Here is a 13836-nt window from a genome sequence, read left to right as displayed (position 1 = left end):
AATTCCCGCTCAGCTCAATCCTTTTCGCCCTTGTTCTCCGCGGTCGCGGCTTCCCGCAGCACCTCGTTGAGGGCCTTGTCCTTCTCGATCTGGTCCTCGAGATCCTGTTCGTCGCGGCCGTCGCCCTCGGCCTGGGCGTCCGTGCCCCCGGCCTGGGCGTCCGTGCCCTCGGCGACTTCGTGCTTCGGGCTGCCGTCCTCTTCCAACCACTCGTTGACCGCGGTGCCGGACACGCTCCCCCCGGTTCCCGGCAGCACGATCGTGGGCTTTTCGTTGTAGGCCTCCATCATCTCGGCGGCCTTCTTCTTGTCGTCCTCGTCCGGCTCCGGCTTTTCAGTTAATCGCGCCTCGTCATCCTGACCGGACGATTTGTCGTCCTGCACGCTCATGCAGCTACCCCCTTGCATCGCAGATTCGACGATTGCAGGGGACTACCCGTTGCTCGGCTGTGCCGAAACTCTCCTCAGCGCGACCCGTCGCCCTTGACCAGCACAACCAGGGCCTGCGGGATCCGCATCGGCTCGGGTGCGCGTGACAGGCGCTCGGTGACCGCGCCCTGCAGCTGCTCGACGAACTGGCCGGCCCGTGCGTCGTGGATGCCGCCGTCGAGCGCACCCGCCAGGGCGGGGAACAGCGCCGAGCGCGCAAACCCCGCCCACTGGGCACCGAACGCGTGCGCGTCGTGGTCGGACTGGAAGCGGGCCCAGAATCGATCCTCGGCGTTGAAGATCTCGAGGTGCTCGATCATCAGGCCTTCGAACCGCCCCTTGGGCGCGAACGGGGCGCGAAAATCCTTCTCAGTACGGGCGAAGGTGGGAATTGTCATGCGCCGCAGCTCATCTGGGCTCAGCAGGCCGTCGCGTGCCTGCTCGTCCAACGCTCCGACGATCGCGTCGAGCAGCGGCGCGAACCCCGCGCTCTCGTCCTCGTCGGCCGCCAGCGTCAGCGCCACCAGCCGGCCCTCGGGCGCCAGTTCCCGCCCGCGAAACGCCACGAAGTTATGCCAGTCCAGCGCGGCCTGGTCGGAATACGCCGAGCGCACCGCATCGTCGGCGGTGCACGAGACATGCACGTGATCGGGCACCTCGCAGGGCGTGCGGCTCAGCCACTGCGTCGCCCAGGACGTCCAGCCCAGGTTGACGGTCTTGGAAGGCACGATCTGGCTGTAGAAAGACCGGCCGATCGCCGACGTGAACGTGGCACCGTCGAGGTGCAAATAGCTTTCCGGGTCGTCGGCCACCGTGTCGAACAACGCGGTGAAGTCATTGCGCGGTACGTCGGTGTGCGCCACCAGGATTGCGTGATCGTGGCTGGTGCGCCGGCGCAGCACCGCGATGGCCGCCGACAGCGGCCGCAGCGAGTTGTGGCCGTTGGCGGCGCCGTAGTCGGCGAGGACCATCGGCTGTGGAGATCGGGGCAGCGCCACTTGTTCGGCGGCCCTCTCGAACACCGCGATCGCCTTCGCCAAACCGGCCGCGCGCAGGCGCGACGCCTCGGTGAAGGTCGGCTCGGGGCGGACCACAATGCTCGATTCGGGCATCGGTGGTACGGGCTGCATGGGGGAAACGATAGTGGTTGGGCTAGTTGCGCCTAGCGGTGTCAGTGGCCGCGCGCCACCCACTCCTCGTAGTGCACGATCTCGTCGCCGATGGTGGTGCTGTCGCCGTGGCCGGTGTGCACCACGGTGTCGCCGGGCAGGGTGCCGAGCCGCCCGGAGATCGACTGCAGGATCGTCGGGAAATCCGAATAGGAGCGTCCCGTCGCGCCCGGCCCGCCGGAGAACAGGGTGTCCCCGCTGAACACCACACCGAGCTCCGGGGCGTACCAGCACACCGAGCCGGGGGAATGCCCCGGCGTGTGCAGCGCCAGCAGCTCGGCGCCGGCAACGTCGATCGTGTCGCCGTCGGCGATCGTACGGAAGTCCTTGTCCGGGTGCGTCATTCGCCACAACACGTCGTCACCGGGGTGCAGCAGCACCGGCGCGTCCAGTGCCGCACCCAGCTCTGGCGCCACCGTGACGTGGTCGTTGTGGCCGTGGGTGCACACCACCGCGACCACGTTGCGCTTGCCGACGGCGGCCAGGATGGGCTCGGCGGCGTGCGCGGCGTCGAACACCACGACGTCGGAGCCGTCACCGACGATCCAGATGTTGTTGTCGACTTCCCAACTGCCGCCGTCGAGTTCGAACGTTCCGTGGGTGACCAGGCGCTCGATCTCTGCCATCAGAGCACCACCACCGAGCGCAGCACCTCGCCGCCGTGCATCTTGTGGAACGCCTCCTCGATGTCGCCGAGCCCGATGCGTTCGGAGACGAACTGCTCGAGGGGGAGCCGGCCCTGCAGGTACAGGTCGATCAGCGTGGGGAAGTCGCGTTCGGGCAGGCAGTCGCCGTACCACGACGACTTCAGTGAGCCGCCGTGGCTGAAGAAGTCCACCAGCGGCATTTCCAGGGTCATGTCGGGGGTCGGAACACCCACCAGCACAACGGTTCCGGCGAGGTCGCGGGCGTAGAAGGCCTGCTTGTAGGTTTCGGGGCGGCCCACCGCGTCGATCACCACGTTGGCGCCGAACCCGTCGGTGAGGTCCTGGATCGTGGTGACCACATCGACCTCGCGCGCGTTGACGGTGTGGGTGGCGCCGAACTTACGGGCCCAGTCCAGCTTGGTGTCATCGGTGTCGACGGCGATGATGCGCCGCGCACCCACCAGCGACGCGCCGGCGATCGCGGCATCGCCCACCCCGCCGCAGCCGATCACCGCGACGGTGTCGTCACGGGTGATGGCGCCGGTGTTGATCGCCGCGCCGAGTCCGGCCATCACCCCGCAGCCCAGCAGGCCCGCGACGGCGGGGTCGGCCTCGGGGTTGACCTTGGTGCACTGGCCGGCGGCCACCAGCGTCTTGTCGGCGAAGGCCCCGATCCCCAGGGCGGGGGTGAGCTCGGTGCCGTCGGTCAGCGTCATTTTCTGGGTGGCGTTGAAGGTGTCGAAGCACAGGTGTGGGCGGCCGCGCTTGCAGGCCCGGCACTGTCCGCACACCGCGCGCCAGTTCAGGATCACGAAGTCGCCCGGCGCCACGGCGGTCACGTCGGGGCCCACGGCCTCGACCCGGCCGGCGGCCTCGTGGCCGAGCAAAAAGGGGTACTCGTCGTTGATCCCGCCCTCGCGATAAGTCAGGTCGGTGTGGCACACCCCGCAGGCAATGACGTCGACCAGAGCCTCCCCGGGCCCGGGGTCGGGGACAACGATGTCCACCAACTCGACGGGCTCGCCCTTCTTGCGTGAAATCACGCCGCGCACTGTCTGACTCATGGGCTCCAACTTAGGCGTTCGCCGCCATACATCTCGCGGCGGGCTGTCCACCCATCGAGCCGGTGTAGCGTCGCAGGGCGTGACGGCTTGGGAGACAACCGAAGAATTCACCGAACGAATCGCCGCGACGCTCGACGGCGCCAGCCTCACAATCCTGCTGAGCATCGGGCACCAGACCGGCCTGCTGGACACCATGGCCGCACTCCCGCCGTCCACCAGCGCGCAGATCGCCGACGCCGCCGGGCTCAACGAGCGCTACGTCCGCGAATGGCTGGGCGGCATGACCACCGGGCACGTCGTCGACTACGACGCCGACACCGCCACCTACGCGCTGCCCGCCCACCGCGCCGGCGTGCTGACCCGCGCGGCCGGGCCCCAGAACCTGGCCGTGGTGGCCCAATTCCTGCCGCTGCTCGGCGAGGTCGAACAGAAGATCATCGGCTGCTTCCGCGCGGGCGGCGGACTGCCCTACAGCGAATTTCCGCGCTTCCACCAGCTGATGGCCGAGGAGAGCGGCGCGGTGTTCGACGCCTCGCTCGTCGACGTCGTGCTGCCGTTGGCGGACGGCCTCGTCGAGCGGCTGCGCGCTGGAGTCGACGCGGCCGATTTCGGTTGCGGCAGCGGCCACGCCATCAACGTGATGGCGCAAGCGTTTCCGGCCAGCCGTTTCACCGGCATCGACTTCTCCGAGCAGGCGATCGCCACCGGAATCCGCGAGGCCGCCGAGCGCGGCCTGACGAACGCCGCCTTCGAAAGCCACGACCTTGCCGGGGCGGGCGTGGCCTCAAAAGAGCAGGCCTACGACGTCATCACCGTGTTCGACGCCATCCACGATCAGGCCCGGCCGGCGCGGGTCCTGGAAAACATCTACCGGGCGCTGCGCCCCGGCGGTGTCCTGCTGATGGCCGACATCAAGGCGTCGAGCCGGCTCGAGGACAACGTCGGGGTGCCGATGAGCACCTACCTGTACACGACGTCGCTGATGCATTGCATGACGGTGTCGCTGGCGCTGGACGGCGCCGGCCTGGGCACCGCCTGGGGAACGCAACTGGCCGTCGCGATGCTCGGCGATGCCGGATTCGACAACGTGCGCGTCGCCGAGATCGACGCCGACCCGATCAACAACTACTACATCGCCACGAAGTGATGGCGGCCCTCGACGTCCTGGCCGAGTGGCCGGTCGGGGCCGCGGCCGCCGCCGTCGTCGGGCCCGGCGGCGTGCTGGCCGGCCACGGCGACACCGAGCGGGCGTTCGAGCTGGCGTCGGTGACCAAGCCGCTGGCCGCCCGGGCCGTGCACGTCGCCGTCGAGGAGGGGGCCGTCGACCTCGACACGGCCGCCGGACCGCCCGGTTCCACCGTCCGCCACCTGCTGGCGCACACCTCGGGTCTGTCGATGCACACCGAGAAGGTGCTGGCCGCGCCGGGCGCCCGCCGCATCTACTCCAACCAGGGCTTCACCGTGCTGGGCCAGACCGTGGAACGCGAGACCGGCATCGAGTTCGCCCGCTACCTGGCCGAGGCGGTATTCGAGCCGCTGGGCATGGCGGCGACCCGCCTTGACGGCGGCGCGGTGGCCGCCGGGTTCGGCGCGACGTCGACCGTGGCGGACCTGGCCGCGTTCGCCGGGGACCTGCTGCGCCCGGTGACGGTCTCGGAAGGCCTGCACGCCGAGGCCACGACCGTGCAGTTCCCGGGACTGGACGGCGTTCTGCCCGGATACGGGGTGCAGCGGCCCAACGATTGGGGGCTCGGGTTCGAGCTCCGGGATGCGAAATCGCCGCACTGGACCGGCGTGCGGAACTCGGCGCGAACGTACGGCCATTTCGGCCAGGCAGGCGGGTTTATCTGGGCAGATCCGGAGATCGGGCTCGCGCTGGTGGTGCTTACCGACCGCGAATTCGGGGAGTGGGCGCTGCGGCCGTGGCCGGAGATTTCCGATGCCGTGATTGCCGAATACAGCTAATTCGGACTGCACACTAGCGCAACACGGGTATCACGAGGCACAATAGACACGCACGACACATAAAAAATCGAAGATTTCGCACAGGCTGCCCTGCTTCGGGGTCCACAGGTCGTTGGGGAAGACGTCCCTCGTGGAACCGAAGGAGCAGGAAATGCGAGCGTCGAATCAATTCGCCGACGTGACGACTGGCGTGGTGTACGTGCACGCTTCGCCGGCGGCGGTGTGCCCGCATGTCGAGTGGGCGTTGTCGTCGTCCCTGGGTGCCAAGGCGAACCTGAACTGGACGCCCCAGCCGGCGATGCCCGGTCAGCTGCGCGCGGTCACCAACTGGGTCGGTCCCGTGGGCACCGGCGCCAAGTTGGCCAACGCGTTGCGCTCCTGGTCCGTGCTGCGGTTCGAGGTCACCGAGGACCCCAGCCCCGGCGTCGACGGCCACCGCTTCAGCCACACGCCGCAGCTCGGCCTGTGGAGCGGGGCGATGAGCGCCAACGGCGACGTCATGGTCGGGGAGATGCGGCTGCGGTCGATGATGGCCCAGGGCGCCGACACCCTGGCCGCCGAGCTGGATTCCGTGCTGGGAACGGCCTGGGACGAGGCGCTCGAGGCGTATCGCGACGGCGGCGACGTCGGCGAAGTCACCTGGCTGAGCCGCGGCGTCGGGTAGCCGATCGGGCAGCCTCTCTGGAAGTAGTAGGCGACTCTCAAAACAGCTAGCGCATCTGCTAGCGCTTTCGAACGCGCGTCGCTGGTTCCTGGAGACCGGGGCCTACCGCGTGGCCGGGCGCAGGATCTGCAGGGCGGCGGGCACCACCGAGATCTCGGCCGGCAGCGCGCACGCGAAGTCGCCGTCGGCGTAGACGTTGATGCCGGGGCACTCGACGTGAACTGAGTGGGCCCGCGCGGTGCTCACCTCGTCGAGGTCGACGTGCGTGCCTTTCATCACGGTCGGGAACAGGCGGACCAGCTTGGCGCGGGATGCCGAGTGCACCATGGTGATGTCGAGCAGGCCGTCGGTGTAATCGGCGGCGGGGCAGATGCGCATCCCGCCGCCGTAGCTGGGGGTGTTGCCGAAGGCGGCCAGCGTGATGTCGGCGTCGATCTCCTCGGTGCCGTCGAGCACCATGCGAAAGGGTAAGAGCCGCAACTGGGACAGCTCGGCGAGCATCGCGAGGTAATAGCGCAGCCGACCGTGCGGCCAGCGCATCCGGTTGGCGCGATCGGTGACCAGCGAATCGAAGCCGGTGGCCGCCACGGTGCCGAACCACTTGCTCACCCCGTCGCCGTCCGTAATCCGGCCCAGGTCAACGGTTTCGGTCCAGCCGTCGACGATGACGTCCGCGGCCGCCTCGGGGTCCTGGGTGGGGATTCCGAATGCGCGGGCGTGGTCGTTCCCCGTTCCCGCGGGGACGATCCCGGCGGGAACGTCGGTGCCCGCCAACACTTGTAGAGCGTTGGAGAAGACGCCGTCGCCACCGGTCACCATGACCGCGTCGGCGCCCTTTTCCAGCGCCGCGCCGACCAGGTGCCGCGCGTCTTCGGCGTCATCGCCGATGATTTCGACGACCTCCACGCCCCGCTTGTGCAGCCGGGCGATCGCGAGCTGCGCGGCGCGCACCGCGGCCCCGTGCCCCGAGACCGGGTTGGTCAGCGCGATCACCTTGCCGACCTCGCGCCTGGCCGTCACGGAATCAGCTTGCCGGGGTTGAGGATTCCGGCCGGATCCAGTGTCGCCTTGACCGCGCGTAACACCTGCACTCCCAAGTCGCCGATCTCGTCGCGCATCCACGGCCGGTGGTCGGTGCCCACAGCATGGTGGTGGGTGATGGTCCCGCCCGTGGCCATGATCGCATCCGACGCGGCCCTTTTGGCCGTCTTCCACTGCTCGATCGGATTGCCGCGTTGCCCGGCGACGACGGATTGCCCGGCGACGACGGTGAAGTACAACGACGCGCCGGTCGGGTAGACGTGCGAGATGTGGCACATCACCAGCGCCGGGGTGCCGGACTCGGCCAGCGACTCGGTGAGCGCTTGGGTCACAGCGGCTTTGAGCGTCGGGATGTTGGACCAGTCGGTGGCGGTCTCAAGGGTCTCGCACAGCGCGCCGGCCGCGAGCAGCGAGTCGCGCAGGTACGGCGCGCCGAATCGGCCGCGCTCCCACGCCCGCGCGGGCCCCTCGCCCAGTGAGGTTCCGCCCCGCGCTGCGAGCAGCGCGCTGGTTTCGGCGTGCCGGCTTTCGACGTGCTCCTCGGTGCCCTCGAACATCGTGATGCCCAAACACCCTCCGGTGATCTGAGATTCGCCGATCGCCTCGGTGGTGGCCAGGTTGACCCCCGTCTCGACCTCGTCGGAGAGCCGGACGACGGTGGGGCCGGTGGCAGTTTGAATGACGGCCCGCAGCGCCGCAGCGCCGGTCTCGAAATCGGGGAACGACCAGGCGTCGTAGCGCACGGCTTCCGGGGTGCGGTGGACCCGCAGCCGCACCCGGGTGATCACGCCCAGGGTTCCCTCCGAGCCGATCAGCAGCTGACGCAGGTCGGGGCCCGCGGCCGATTCCGGCGCGCGTCCCAGATCCAGCGTGCCCACCGGGGTGATCACGCGCAGCCCCCGCACCATGTCATTGAACCGGCCGTAGCCCGCCGAGTCCTGTCCCGAGGAGCGGGTCGCGGCGAAGCCGCCGATGGTGGCGTACTCAAAGCTCTGCGGGAAATGACCAAGCGAAAAGCCTTGCGCGCCAAGGAGTTTTTCGGCCGCCGGACCGGTGACGCCCGCCTCGAAGACGGCCTGGCCGGAGACCTCGTCGAGCGAGATCAGCCGGTCGAGACGGCGGAGGTCGAGCGAGACGACGGCGCCGAACTCGGCGCGCTCGGGGTCGAGTCCACCGACCACGCTGGTGCCCCCGCCGAAGGGGACGACCGCGATGCGGTGCTCGCTGCAGTGGCGCAGGACCGCGGCGACGGCGCCCTCGTCGGCGGGCAACAACACCGCGTCGGGTGCGTCCTGCGGGCCGCGTTCCGCGCGGTTGAGCAGGTCGAGGGTGGACTTGCCACCGGCGTGCAGCAGCCGGTCGGAGTCCGCGGTGCGGCAGTAGTCGGCGCCGACGATGGCGGCCAGCGCCTGCCGGTCCGAGCGGGAGAGCCTCGACGCGTGCAGTTCGACCTGGTCGGGCTGCAGTTCGGCCGTGGAGGACCCCTCGACCCCCACAGCCTGCTGCAGCAATGACCGGATCCCTTCCGAGAGGGGCTTGGCCGCGGCGGGATCTCCCCACGCGTTCCATTTCATGGGCGGCACGAGCCCCTTCGGATGCGTCATGCGTTACAGTATTACATATGTTGTCAATCCGTAACGAGCTGGATGTCGGTGAGCGGATCCTCGCGGCGGCCGCCAGCTGTGTGGTCGATTTCGGCGTGGACCGGGTGACGCTTGCCGAGATCGCCCGACGCGCGGGTGTCAGCAGGCCGACGGTGTACCGGCGCTGGCCGGACACCCACTCGGTCGTCGCGGCGCTGTTGACCCGCCACGTCACGGACGTGATGAGCGACGCGCCCCTGCTCGGCGATGACCGTGAATCGCTTGTGCGACAGATCGTTTCGGTGGCCGATGTGCTGCGCCGCGACCAGCTGGTGATGTCGGTCCTGCATTCGGAGCTCGCGACCACCTACATCACCGAGCGCCTCGGGACCAGCCAGCGCATGCTGATCGAGGCCCTGGCCGCCCGCCTGCGGGCCGCCCAGCGCCACGGCAGCGTCCGAAGCGGCGACCCGCTCCAGATGGCCACCATGGTGTTGCTGATCGCCCAGTCGACCATCCAGTCGGCGCGGATCGTCGAACCCATGCTCGACGCCGACGCGCTGGCCGCCGAGCTCGCCCACTCGCTGAACGGATATCTGTCGTGATCCCCGACCCGACCGCTCTGAACTCCGCGCGGCGCGCCGCCGACCTGACCGCGCTCGCCGAGGGTGAGCCGTTGGACGTCGTGGTGATCGGCGGCGGCATCACCGGCGCGGGGATCACGCTGGACGCCGCGGCCCGCGGGCTGCGGGTGGCGCTGGTGGAAAAACACGATTTGGCGTTCGGCACCAGCCGCTGGAGTTCCAAACTCGTCCACGGCGGCCTGCGCTACCTGGCGACCGGCAACGTGGGCATCGCCCGCCGCAGCGCCATCGAGCGCGGAATCTTGATGACCCGCAACGCGCCCCACCTCGTCCGGGCGATGCCGCAACTGGTGCCGCTACTGGGATCGATGAGCGCGAGCAAGCGGGCGCTGGTGCGCGGTGGGTTCCTGGCCGGCGACGCGTTGCGGTTCCTCGCCGGGACGCCGGCGTCGACGCTGCCCCGGTCGCGCCGGATTTCGGCGCGGCGCGTCGTGGAGATGGCACCGACCGTGCGCCGTGACGGCCTGGACGGGGGTTTTCTGGCCTACGACGGCCAATTGATCGACGACGCCAGGCTGGTCACCGCGGTCGCGCGCACCGCCGCGCAACACGGCGCCAGGATCCTCACCCATGTGTCGGCGTCCCGCGCCACCGGCACCTCGGTGCGGTTGACCGACGCGCGCAGCGGGGACTCGTTCGTCGTGTCGGCGGGCGCGGTCATCAACGCGGCCGGGGTGTGGGCGGGCGAGATCGACGGCTCGTTGCGGTTGCGGCCCAGCCGCGGCACCCACCTGGTTTTCGACGCGCAGACCTTCGGCAATCCGGTTGCGGCGCTGACGATTCCGATCCCCGGCGAGCTCAACCGCTTTGTCTTCGCCATGCCCGAACAGCTGGGCCGCATCTACCTGGGGCTGACCGACGAAGCCGCGCCGGGACCGATTCCGGACGTGCCCGAACCGTCGGTCGAGGAAATCACGTTCCTGCTCGACACGGTGAACACCGCGCTGAGAACCGGGCTCACCGCCACCGACGTGATCGGCGCCTACGCCGGGTTGCGCCCGCTGATCGACACCGGTGAGGGCCGCACCGCCGACGTCTCGCGCGAGCACGCCGTCGTCGAATCGGAGTCCGGGGTGATCAGCGTCATCGGTGGCAAGCTCACCGAATACCGTTACATGGCGCAAGACGTGCTGGATCGCGCCGTGCGGGTGCGGCGGCTGCGCGCCGGGAAGTGTCAGACCCGCAACCTGCCGCTGATCGGGGCGCCGGCCAACCCGGGGATCACCGCGGCGCCGGACGTCGGGCTGCCGGAGTCGCTGGTGTCGCGCTACGGCGCCGAGGCGGCCAAGGTCGTCGCCACCGCCGCCTGCGAGCGGGCGACCGAGCCGGCCGTCGAGGGAATCGACGTCACCCGAGCCGAATTCGAGTACGCGATCACCCATGAGGGCGCACTGGAGGTCTCCGACATCCTCGACCGGCGGACCCGGATCGGGCTGGTGCCCCGCGACCGTGAACGAGCCGTCGCGGTGGCCGAGGAGTTTCTGGCGCGGTTCGGCTAGGGCGCCCGCCCGATGTCCTCGTGCCACACATCGGGGTGCTCGGCGATGAAGTCGCTCATCATCCGCGTGCAGCGCGGGTCGTCGAGCACGGTCACCGCCACGCCGTGTTGCGCCAGCCACTCGTGCCCGCCGCTGAACGTGCGGGACTCGCCCACCACCAGCGCGCCGATGCTGAACTGGCGCACCAGGCCGCTGCAATACCAGCACGGCGAGAGCGTCGTCACCATGACGGTGGACCGGTAGTCGAGTTGTCTGCCCGCGGCGCGGAACGCGTCGACCTCAGCGTGCAACGACGGATCCCCTTGTTGCACACGGCGATTGCGGCCGCGCCCGAGCAGGGAGCCGTCGGCGGTGAACAGGGCGGCGCCGATGGGGATGCCGCCCTCGGTTAGCCCGGTCTGCGCTTCCTCGTACGCGACATCCAGCATTTCAGGCGCGGAGGGGTGCACGTGACGATCTTCCACCACGTCGTAGCGTAGGGAGAGCAATCTCGGTATTTAGTGTCGCGCCGGAGGGGGCGAGATGACGACTCGTGTTCCGGTCCTCATCGTCGGGGCCGGCGTCGGCGGGCTGAGCATGTCGGCGCTGCTGGCCCAGCACGGCGTCCGCTCGCTGCTGGTCGAGAAGCGTCGGGAAACCTTCCTGTATCCGAAGGCCCGCAACGTCAGCTTCCGCACCCTGGAAATCCTGCGCGGCCTCGGGCTCAGCGGCGCGGTCCACGAGGTGGCCGAACACGTTTCGAACATGGTGGTCAAGCCGGCGCTGAACAGTACCGCCGAAGAGCCGGCCATCGACCTCGACGCGGTGTTCGCGGGGCTCGACACGCTCAGCCCGGAACCCGTCGTGCAGTACTGCCCGCAGAGCAGGCTCGAGCCGATCCTGCTCGCCGAAACGCGTCGGCGTGGCAGCGAAGTGCGCTATGGGACCGAGCTTTTTTCGCTGGACCTGGACGGGGCCGGCGCCACCGCGGTGCTGCGCGACCGGGAGTCGGGCGCGTCGGAAACCGTGCGCGCCGACTACCTCGTCGGCGCCGACGGCGTGCACGGCCAGGTGCGAAAGCGGCTGGGTATCACCACCTCTGGGTACGGTGCGTTGCCGATCTATGTCGTCTTCATCTACTTTCGGGCCCCGTGGCGAAAGTTTGTCGCCCACTTGGGCGACGGCGACGCCGTACAAGTACGAAACGCCGACGTCGACGGAATATTCATCGTGGTCGAGGGTGGCCTCGGCATGTTCATCACCACGTACCTGCCCGCCAAAGGCGAGACCGCCGACCAGTTCACCCCCCAATACTGCCGGGTGCTGCTGACCAAGGCGATCGGCGAGCGGATCGACATCGACATCATCGAGATCGCGGCATGGCAGCCCTACGAACAGGTTGCCGACCAATTCGGTTGCGGACGGGCGTTTCTCGTCGGCGATGCGGCGCACACCATGCCGCCGTTCAAGGCCGGGGGAGCCAACACCGCGATCCAGAGCGCCCACAACCTGGCGTGGAAGCTGGCGGCCGTGCTGCGGGGCACGGCGGGGCCGGAGTTGCTCGCCACCTACCACGCCGAACGCCACCCGGTGGGCCGATTCGCCGCCCGCCAGTCCCTCAACAGCCCGATCGTCGATTTGCTGCAGTTGGGCGATGACCGCCCGCGATTGCCGGCTGACGAGGAGTGCTCGATGTTCGCCCTGCTCATCGGCTACCGCTACCGCTCGGCCGCCGTCGTGGCGGGCGATCCGGACGAGGGAGACCTGGTGGAGCAGCTGCGCGGCCAACCGGGCACCCGGGTTCCGCACGTCTGGGTGCGCGACGGGGTTTCCACGCTCGACCTGCTGGGCCCCGACTTCACCCTGCTGACCGGTGACGAGCGATGGTGTGCCGCAGCGGCTTCGGCGTCGGTGGCTGCACACCGCATCGATAGTGACGAGTGGGCGGCGATCACGGGACTCTCGCCGCAAGGGGCGCTCTTGGTGCGCCCCGACGACTTTGTCGGCTGGCGTGCCGACGAGCTACCCGCCGATCCCGAAGGGGAGCTGCGCCAAGCGCTCTCGGCGATCTTGCGCCGCTAGTAGCCCTGGCGAGCAGACGCAGAATCGTACGCGGGAGGCCCGCGCAATGCGATTCTGCGTCTGCTCGCGCCGATTAGCCAGCCTTGGGCAGACGATCTAGGTGCGTCGCGATTCGAGTGGCCAGACGGTCGGGTTCCAGTCTTACGTCATGGATGACGATGGGAATTACCGTCCACCCGAGTTCTTGAATTTTGCCCAACCGCCTTTTGTCACGGAGCATCTCGTCGCGCCCCGCGTGCCAGTCGATGCTCTCGTATTCGGCGGCCAGACGTGCTGCGGGCCATGCGAAGTCGACGCGCCACAGCTCGCCGTCGCGGCCATGGATTGGATATTGGAGCTCCGGAGGCGGTAGTCCGCGGTCGATCATTACCAGCCGAGCTTCGCTCTCCATAGGCGATTCGGCACGGCCGTCGGCGACAGCGAGGAGTTCGCGCACTGCTACGATTCCCCGACGACCTCGCTGCTCGGATACTGCGACTTCAATTTCGTTGCGGGAGCAATGCATTGAATGCAAGGCAGCGTCCAGAGTTGCCAGCGCCCGCGGACGGCGCTGCTGCCTTGCGACCTCGACAGCCGTCCATGCTGGGGCGGTTGCGAGACGCCCGGCCACCCGTTGTAGCCGAGCGCCTGTACGTTGATGAACCATCAGACCTACGGTGGGCCGCATCCGCACACCAGGATCAAGCACGTGGATGGCAGTCGTGTTCTCCGTGTCGAACCCGTACAGAGCGGCAGCTGTGCCCATACACGGCACAGCTTGCTGTCCCATGAAGATGTCAAGAGCCGCCAAGCGGCCCAACAGACCTTGGTCCTGGGCTGCGTAAACCCCATACCAGATGCGCTGGAGAGCGCCATTTTTGACCTGGACGTCGAGCTGTTGCCGAGTCATGACTGTCAACAGTTGGGCCGTCGTCGCGAACCCGCCGGCCATCTTCAGGAGTGCAATCGCATCGGCATGCACCGTGAAAGCATGCGAAGGTAGGCTCGAATCAGCTAGTCACCGCTGGGGATGACGCGCGAGCAGACGCAGAATCGCACGCGGGAGGACCGCGCAATGCGATTCTGCGTCTG

The 13836-nt window shown here is 68.8% G+C and carries 14 protein-coding genes; 6 read left to right on the top strand and 8 right to left on the bottom strand.

All coding sequences use genetic code 11. The features are described 5' to 3' along the window. Window positions 1-14: 14 nt before the first annotated feature. The 4 genes from ACZ50Z_RS10410 to ACZ50Z_RS10395 form a co-directional block, all read right to left on the bottom strand. Window positions 15-389: a hypothetical protein gene (locus tag ACZ50Z_RS10410; protein ID WP_464483475.1), complete on the bottom strand. Its 375-nt coding sequence runs from the start codon at window positions 387-389 to the stop codon at window positions 15-17. Between the two features lie 74 nt (window positions 390-463). Next, window positions 464-1558, bottom strand: a complete 1095-nt coding sequence (locus tag ACZ50Z_RS10405) for a class I SAM-dependent methyltransferase (RefSeq protein WP_464483474.1) — start codon at window positions 1556-1558, stop codon at window positions 464-466. A 41-nt stretch (window positions 1559-1599) separates the two neighbouring features. Next, window positions 1600-2223, bottom strand: a complete 624-nt coding sequence (locus ACZ50Z_RS10400) for an MBL fold metallo-hydrolase (RefSeq protein WP_464483473.1) — start codon at window positions 2221-2223, stop codon at window positions 1600-1602. Further along, window positions 2223-3308, bottom strand: a complete 1086-nt coding sequence (locus ACZ50Z_RS10395) for an S-(hydroxymethyl)mycothiol dehydrogenase (protein WP_464483472.1) — start codon at window positions 3306-3308, stop codon at window positions 2223-2225. Before ACZ50Z_RS10395 ends, ACZ50Z_RS10400 begins: the two co-directional genes overlap by 1 nt. A 79-nt stretch (window positions 3309-3387) precedes the next feature. Here ACZ50Z_RS10395 and ACZ50Z_RS10390 point away from each other — a divergent pair, with 79 nt between their 5' ends. The 3 genes from ACZ50Z_RS10390 to ACZ50Z_RS10380 all read left to right on the top strand — a co-directional run bounded on the left by ACZ50Z_RS10390 (window position 3388) and on the right by ACZ50Z_RS10380 (window position 5937). Next, window positions 3388-4455 carry a class I SAM-dependent methyltransferase gene (locus tag ACZ50Z_RS10390; protein WP_464483471.1) on the top strand — a complete coding sequence of 356 codons (1068 nt, stop codon included), beginning with the start codon at window positions 3388-3390 and terminating at the stop codon, window positions 4453-4455. Beyond that, the gene (locus ACZ50Z_RS10385) at window positions 4455-5273 is read left to right on the top strand and encodes a serine hydrolase domain-containing protein (RefSeq protein WP_464483470.1); all 819 of its coding nucleotides are present in this window, start codon (window positions 4455-4457) and stop codon (window positions 5271-5273) included. Before ACZ50Z_RS10390 ends, ACZ50Z_RS10385 begins: the two co-directional genes overlap by 1 nt. 151 nt (window positions 5274-5424) lie before the next feature. After that, window positions 5425-5937: a DUF3145 domain-containing protein gene (locus ACZ50Z_RS10380; RefSeq protein ID WP_464483469.1), complete on the top strand. Its 513-nt coding sequence runs from the start codon at window positions 5425-5427 to the stop codon at window positions 5935-5937. Between the two features lie 102 nt (window positions 5938-6039). On the opposite strand, the gene ACZ50Z_RS10375 is transcribed toward ACZ50Z_RS10380, so the two are convergent. Continuing rightward, window positions 6040-6957 carry a diacylglycerol kinase gene (locus ACZ50Z_RS10375; protein ID WP_464483468.1) on the bottom strand — a complete coding sequence of 306 codons (918 nt, stop codon included), beginning with the start codon at window positions 6955-6957 and terminating at the stop codon, window positions 6040-6042. After that, window positions 6954-8552, bottom strand: a complete 1599-nt coding sequence (locus ACZ50Z_RS10370; RefSeq protein WP_464486169.1) for an FAD-binding oxidoreductase — start codon at window positions 8550-8552, stop codon at window positions 6954-6956. The genes ACZ50Z_RS10375 and ACZ50Z_RS10370 overlap by 4 nt, the downstream gene beginning before the upstream one ends. Before the next feature lie 47 nt (window positions 8553-8599). On the opposite strand from ACZ50Z_RS10370, the gene ACZ50Z_RS10365 reads away from it, so the two are divergent. Both ACZ50Z_RS10365 and ACZ50Z_RS10360 read left to right on the top strand, forming a co-directional pair. Next, window positions 8600-9166 (top strand): TetR/AcrR family transcriptional regulator, encoded by a 567-nt coding sequence (locus ACZ50Z_RS10365; RefSeq protein WP_464483467.1) that lies wholly within the window; start codon window positions 8600-8602, stop codon window positions 9164-9166. Further along, complete coding sequence (locus tag ACZ50Z_RS10360) at window positions 9163-10704, top strand: glycerol-3-phosphate dehydrogenase/oxidase (protein WP_464483466.1); 1542 nt, start codon at window positions 9163-9165, stop codon at window positions 10702-10704. Before ACZ50Z_RS10365 ends, ACZ50Z_RS10360 begins: the two co-directional genes overlap by 4 nt. Here ACZ50Z_RS10360 and ACZ50Z_RS10355 read toward each other — a convergent pair. After that, the gene (locus ACZ50Z_RS10355; protein WP_464486168.1) at window positions 10701-11132 is read right to left on the bottom strand and encodes a nucleoside deaminase; all 432 of its coding nucleotides are present in this window, start codon (window positions 11130-11132) and stop codon (window positions 10701-10703) included. The genes ACZ50Z_RS10360 and ACZ50Z_RS10355 overlap by 4 nt on opposite strands. A 94-nt stretch (window positions 11133-11226) precedes the next feature. Between ACZ50Z_RS10355 and ACZ50Z_RS10350 the strand changes: the two genes are divergently transcribed. After that, window positions 11227-12765, top strand: coding sequence for an FAD-dependent monooxygenase (locus tag ACZ50Z_RS10350; protein ID WP_464483465.1), 1539 nt, complete (start codon window positions 11227-11229; stop codon window positions 12763-12765). Window positions 12766-12838: 73 nt separating this feature from the next. On the opposite strand, the gene ACZ50Z_RS10345 is transcribed toward ACZ50Z_RS10350, so the two are convergent. After that, window positions 12839-13696: a hypothetical protein gene (locus ACZ50Z_RS10345; protein ID WP_464486167.1), complete on the bottom strand. Its 858-nt coding sequence runs from the start codon at window positions 13694-13696 to the stop codon at window positions 12839-12841. Window positions 13697-13836: the final 140 nt, after the last annotated feature.

This window comes from Mycobacterium sp. NTMscope_MAC_269 (assembly GCF_976985695.1).
This window is presented reverse-complemented; position numbering and strand designations above follow the sequence as displayed.

What these genes read in the sequence shown, in the direction of transcription:
- ACZ50Z_RS10345 (WP_464486167.1), bottom strand. Translation starts at nt 13,696, where the DNA reads ATGGCCGGCGGGTTCGCGACGACGGCCCAACTGTTGACAGTCATGACT.
- ACZ50Z_RS10370 (WP_464486169.1), bottom strand. Translation starts at nt 8,552, where the DNA reads ATGAAATGGAACGCGTGGGGAGATCCCGCCGCGGCCAAGCCCCTCTCG.
- ACZ50Z_RS10365 (WP_464483467.1), top strand. Translation starts at nt 8,600, where the DNA reads ATGTTGTCAATCCGTAACGAGCTGGATGTCGGTGAGCGGATCCTCGCG.
- ACZ50Z_RS10385 (WP_464483470.1), top strand. Translation starts at nt 4,455, where the DNA reads ATGGCGGCCCTCGACGTCCTGGCCGAGTGGCCGGTCGGGGCCGCGGCC.
- ACZ50Z_RS10395 (WP_464483472.1), bottom strand. Translation starts at nt 3,308, where the DNA reads ATGAGTCAGACAGTGCGCGGCGTGATTTCACGCAAGAAGGGCGAGCCC.
- ACZ50Z_RS10405 (WP_464483474.1), bottom strand. Translation starts at nt 1,558, where the DNA reads ATGCAGCCCGTACCACCGATGCCCGAATCGAGCATTGTGGTCCGCCCC.
- ACZ50Z_RS10355 (WP_464486168.1), bottom strand. Translation starts at nt 11,132, where the DNA reads ATGCTGGATGTCGCGTACGAGGAAGCGCAGACCGGGCTAACCGAGGGC.
- ACZ50Z_RS10400 (WP_464483473.1), bottom strand. Translation starts at nt 2,223, where the DNA reads ATGGCAGAGATCGAGCGCCTGGTCACCCACGGAACGTTCGAACTCGAC.
- ACZ50Z_RS10410 (WP_464483475.1), bottom strand. Translation starts at nt 389, where the DNA reads ATGAGCGTGCAGGACGACAAATCGTCCGGTCAGGATGACGAGGCGCGA.
- ACZ50Z_RS10380 (WP_464483469.1), top strand. Translation starts at nt 5,425, where the DNA reads ATGCGAGCGTCGAATCAATTCGCCGACGTGACGACTGGCGTGGTGTAC.
- ACZ50Z_RS10350 (WP_464483465.1), top strand. Translation starts at nt 11,227, where the DNA reads ATGACGACTCGTGTTCCGGTCCTCATCGTCGGGGCCGGCGTCGGCGGG.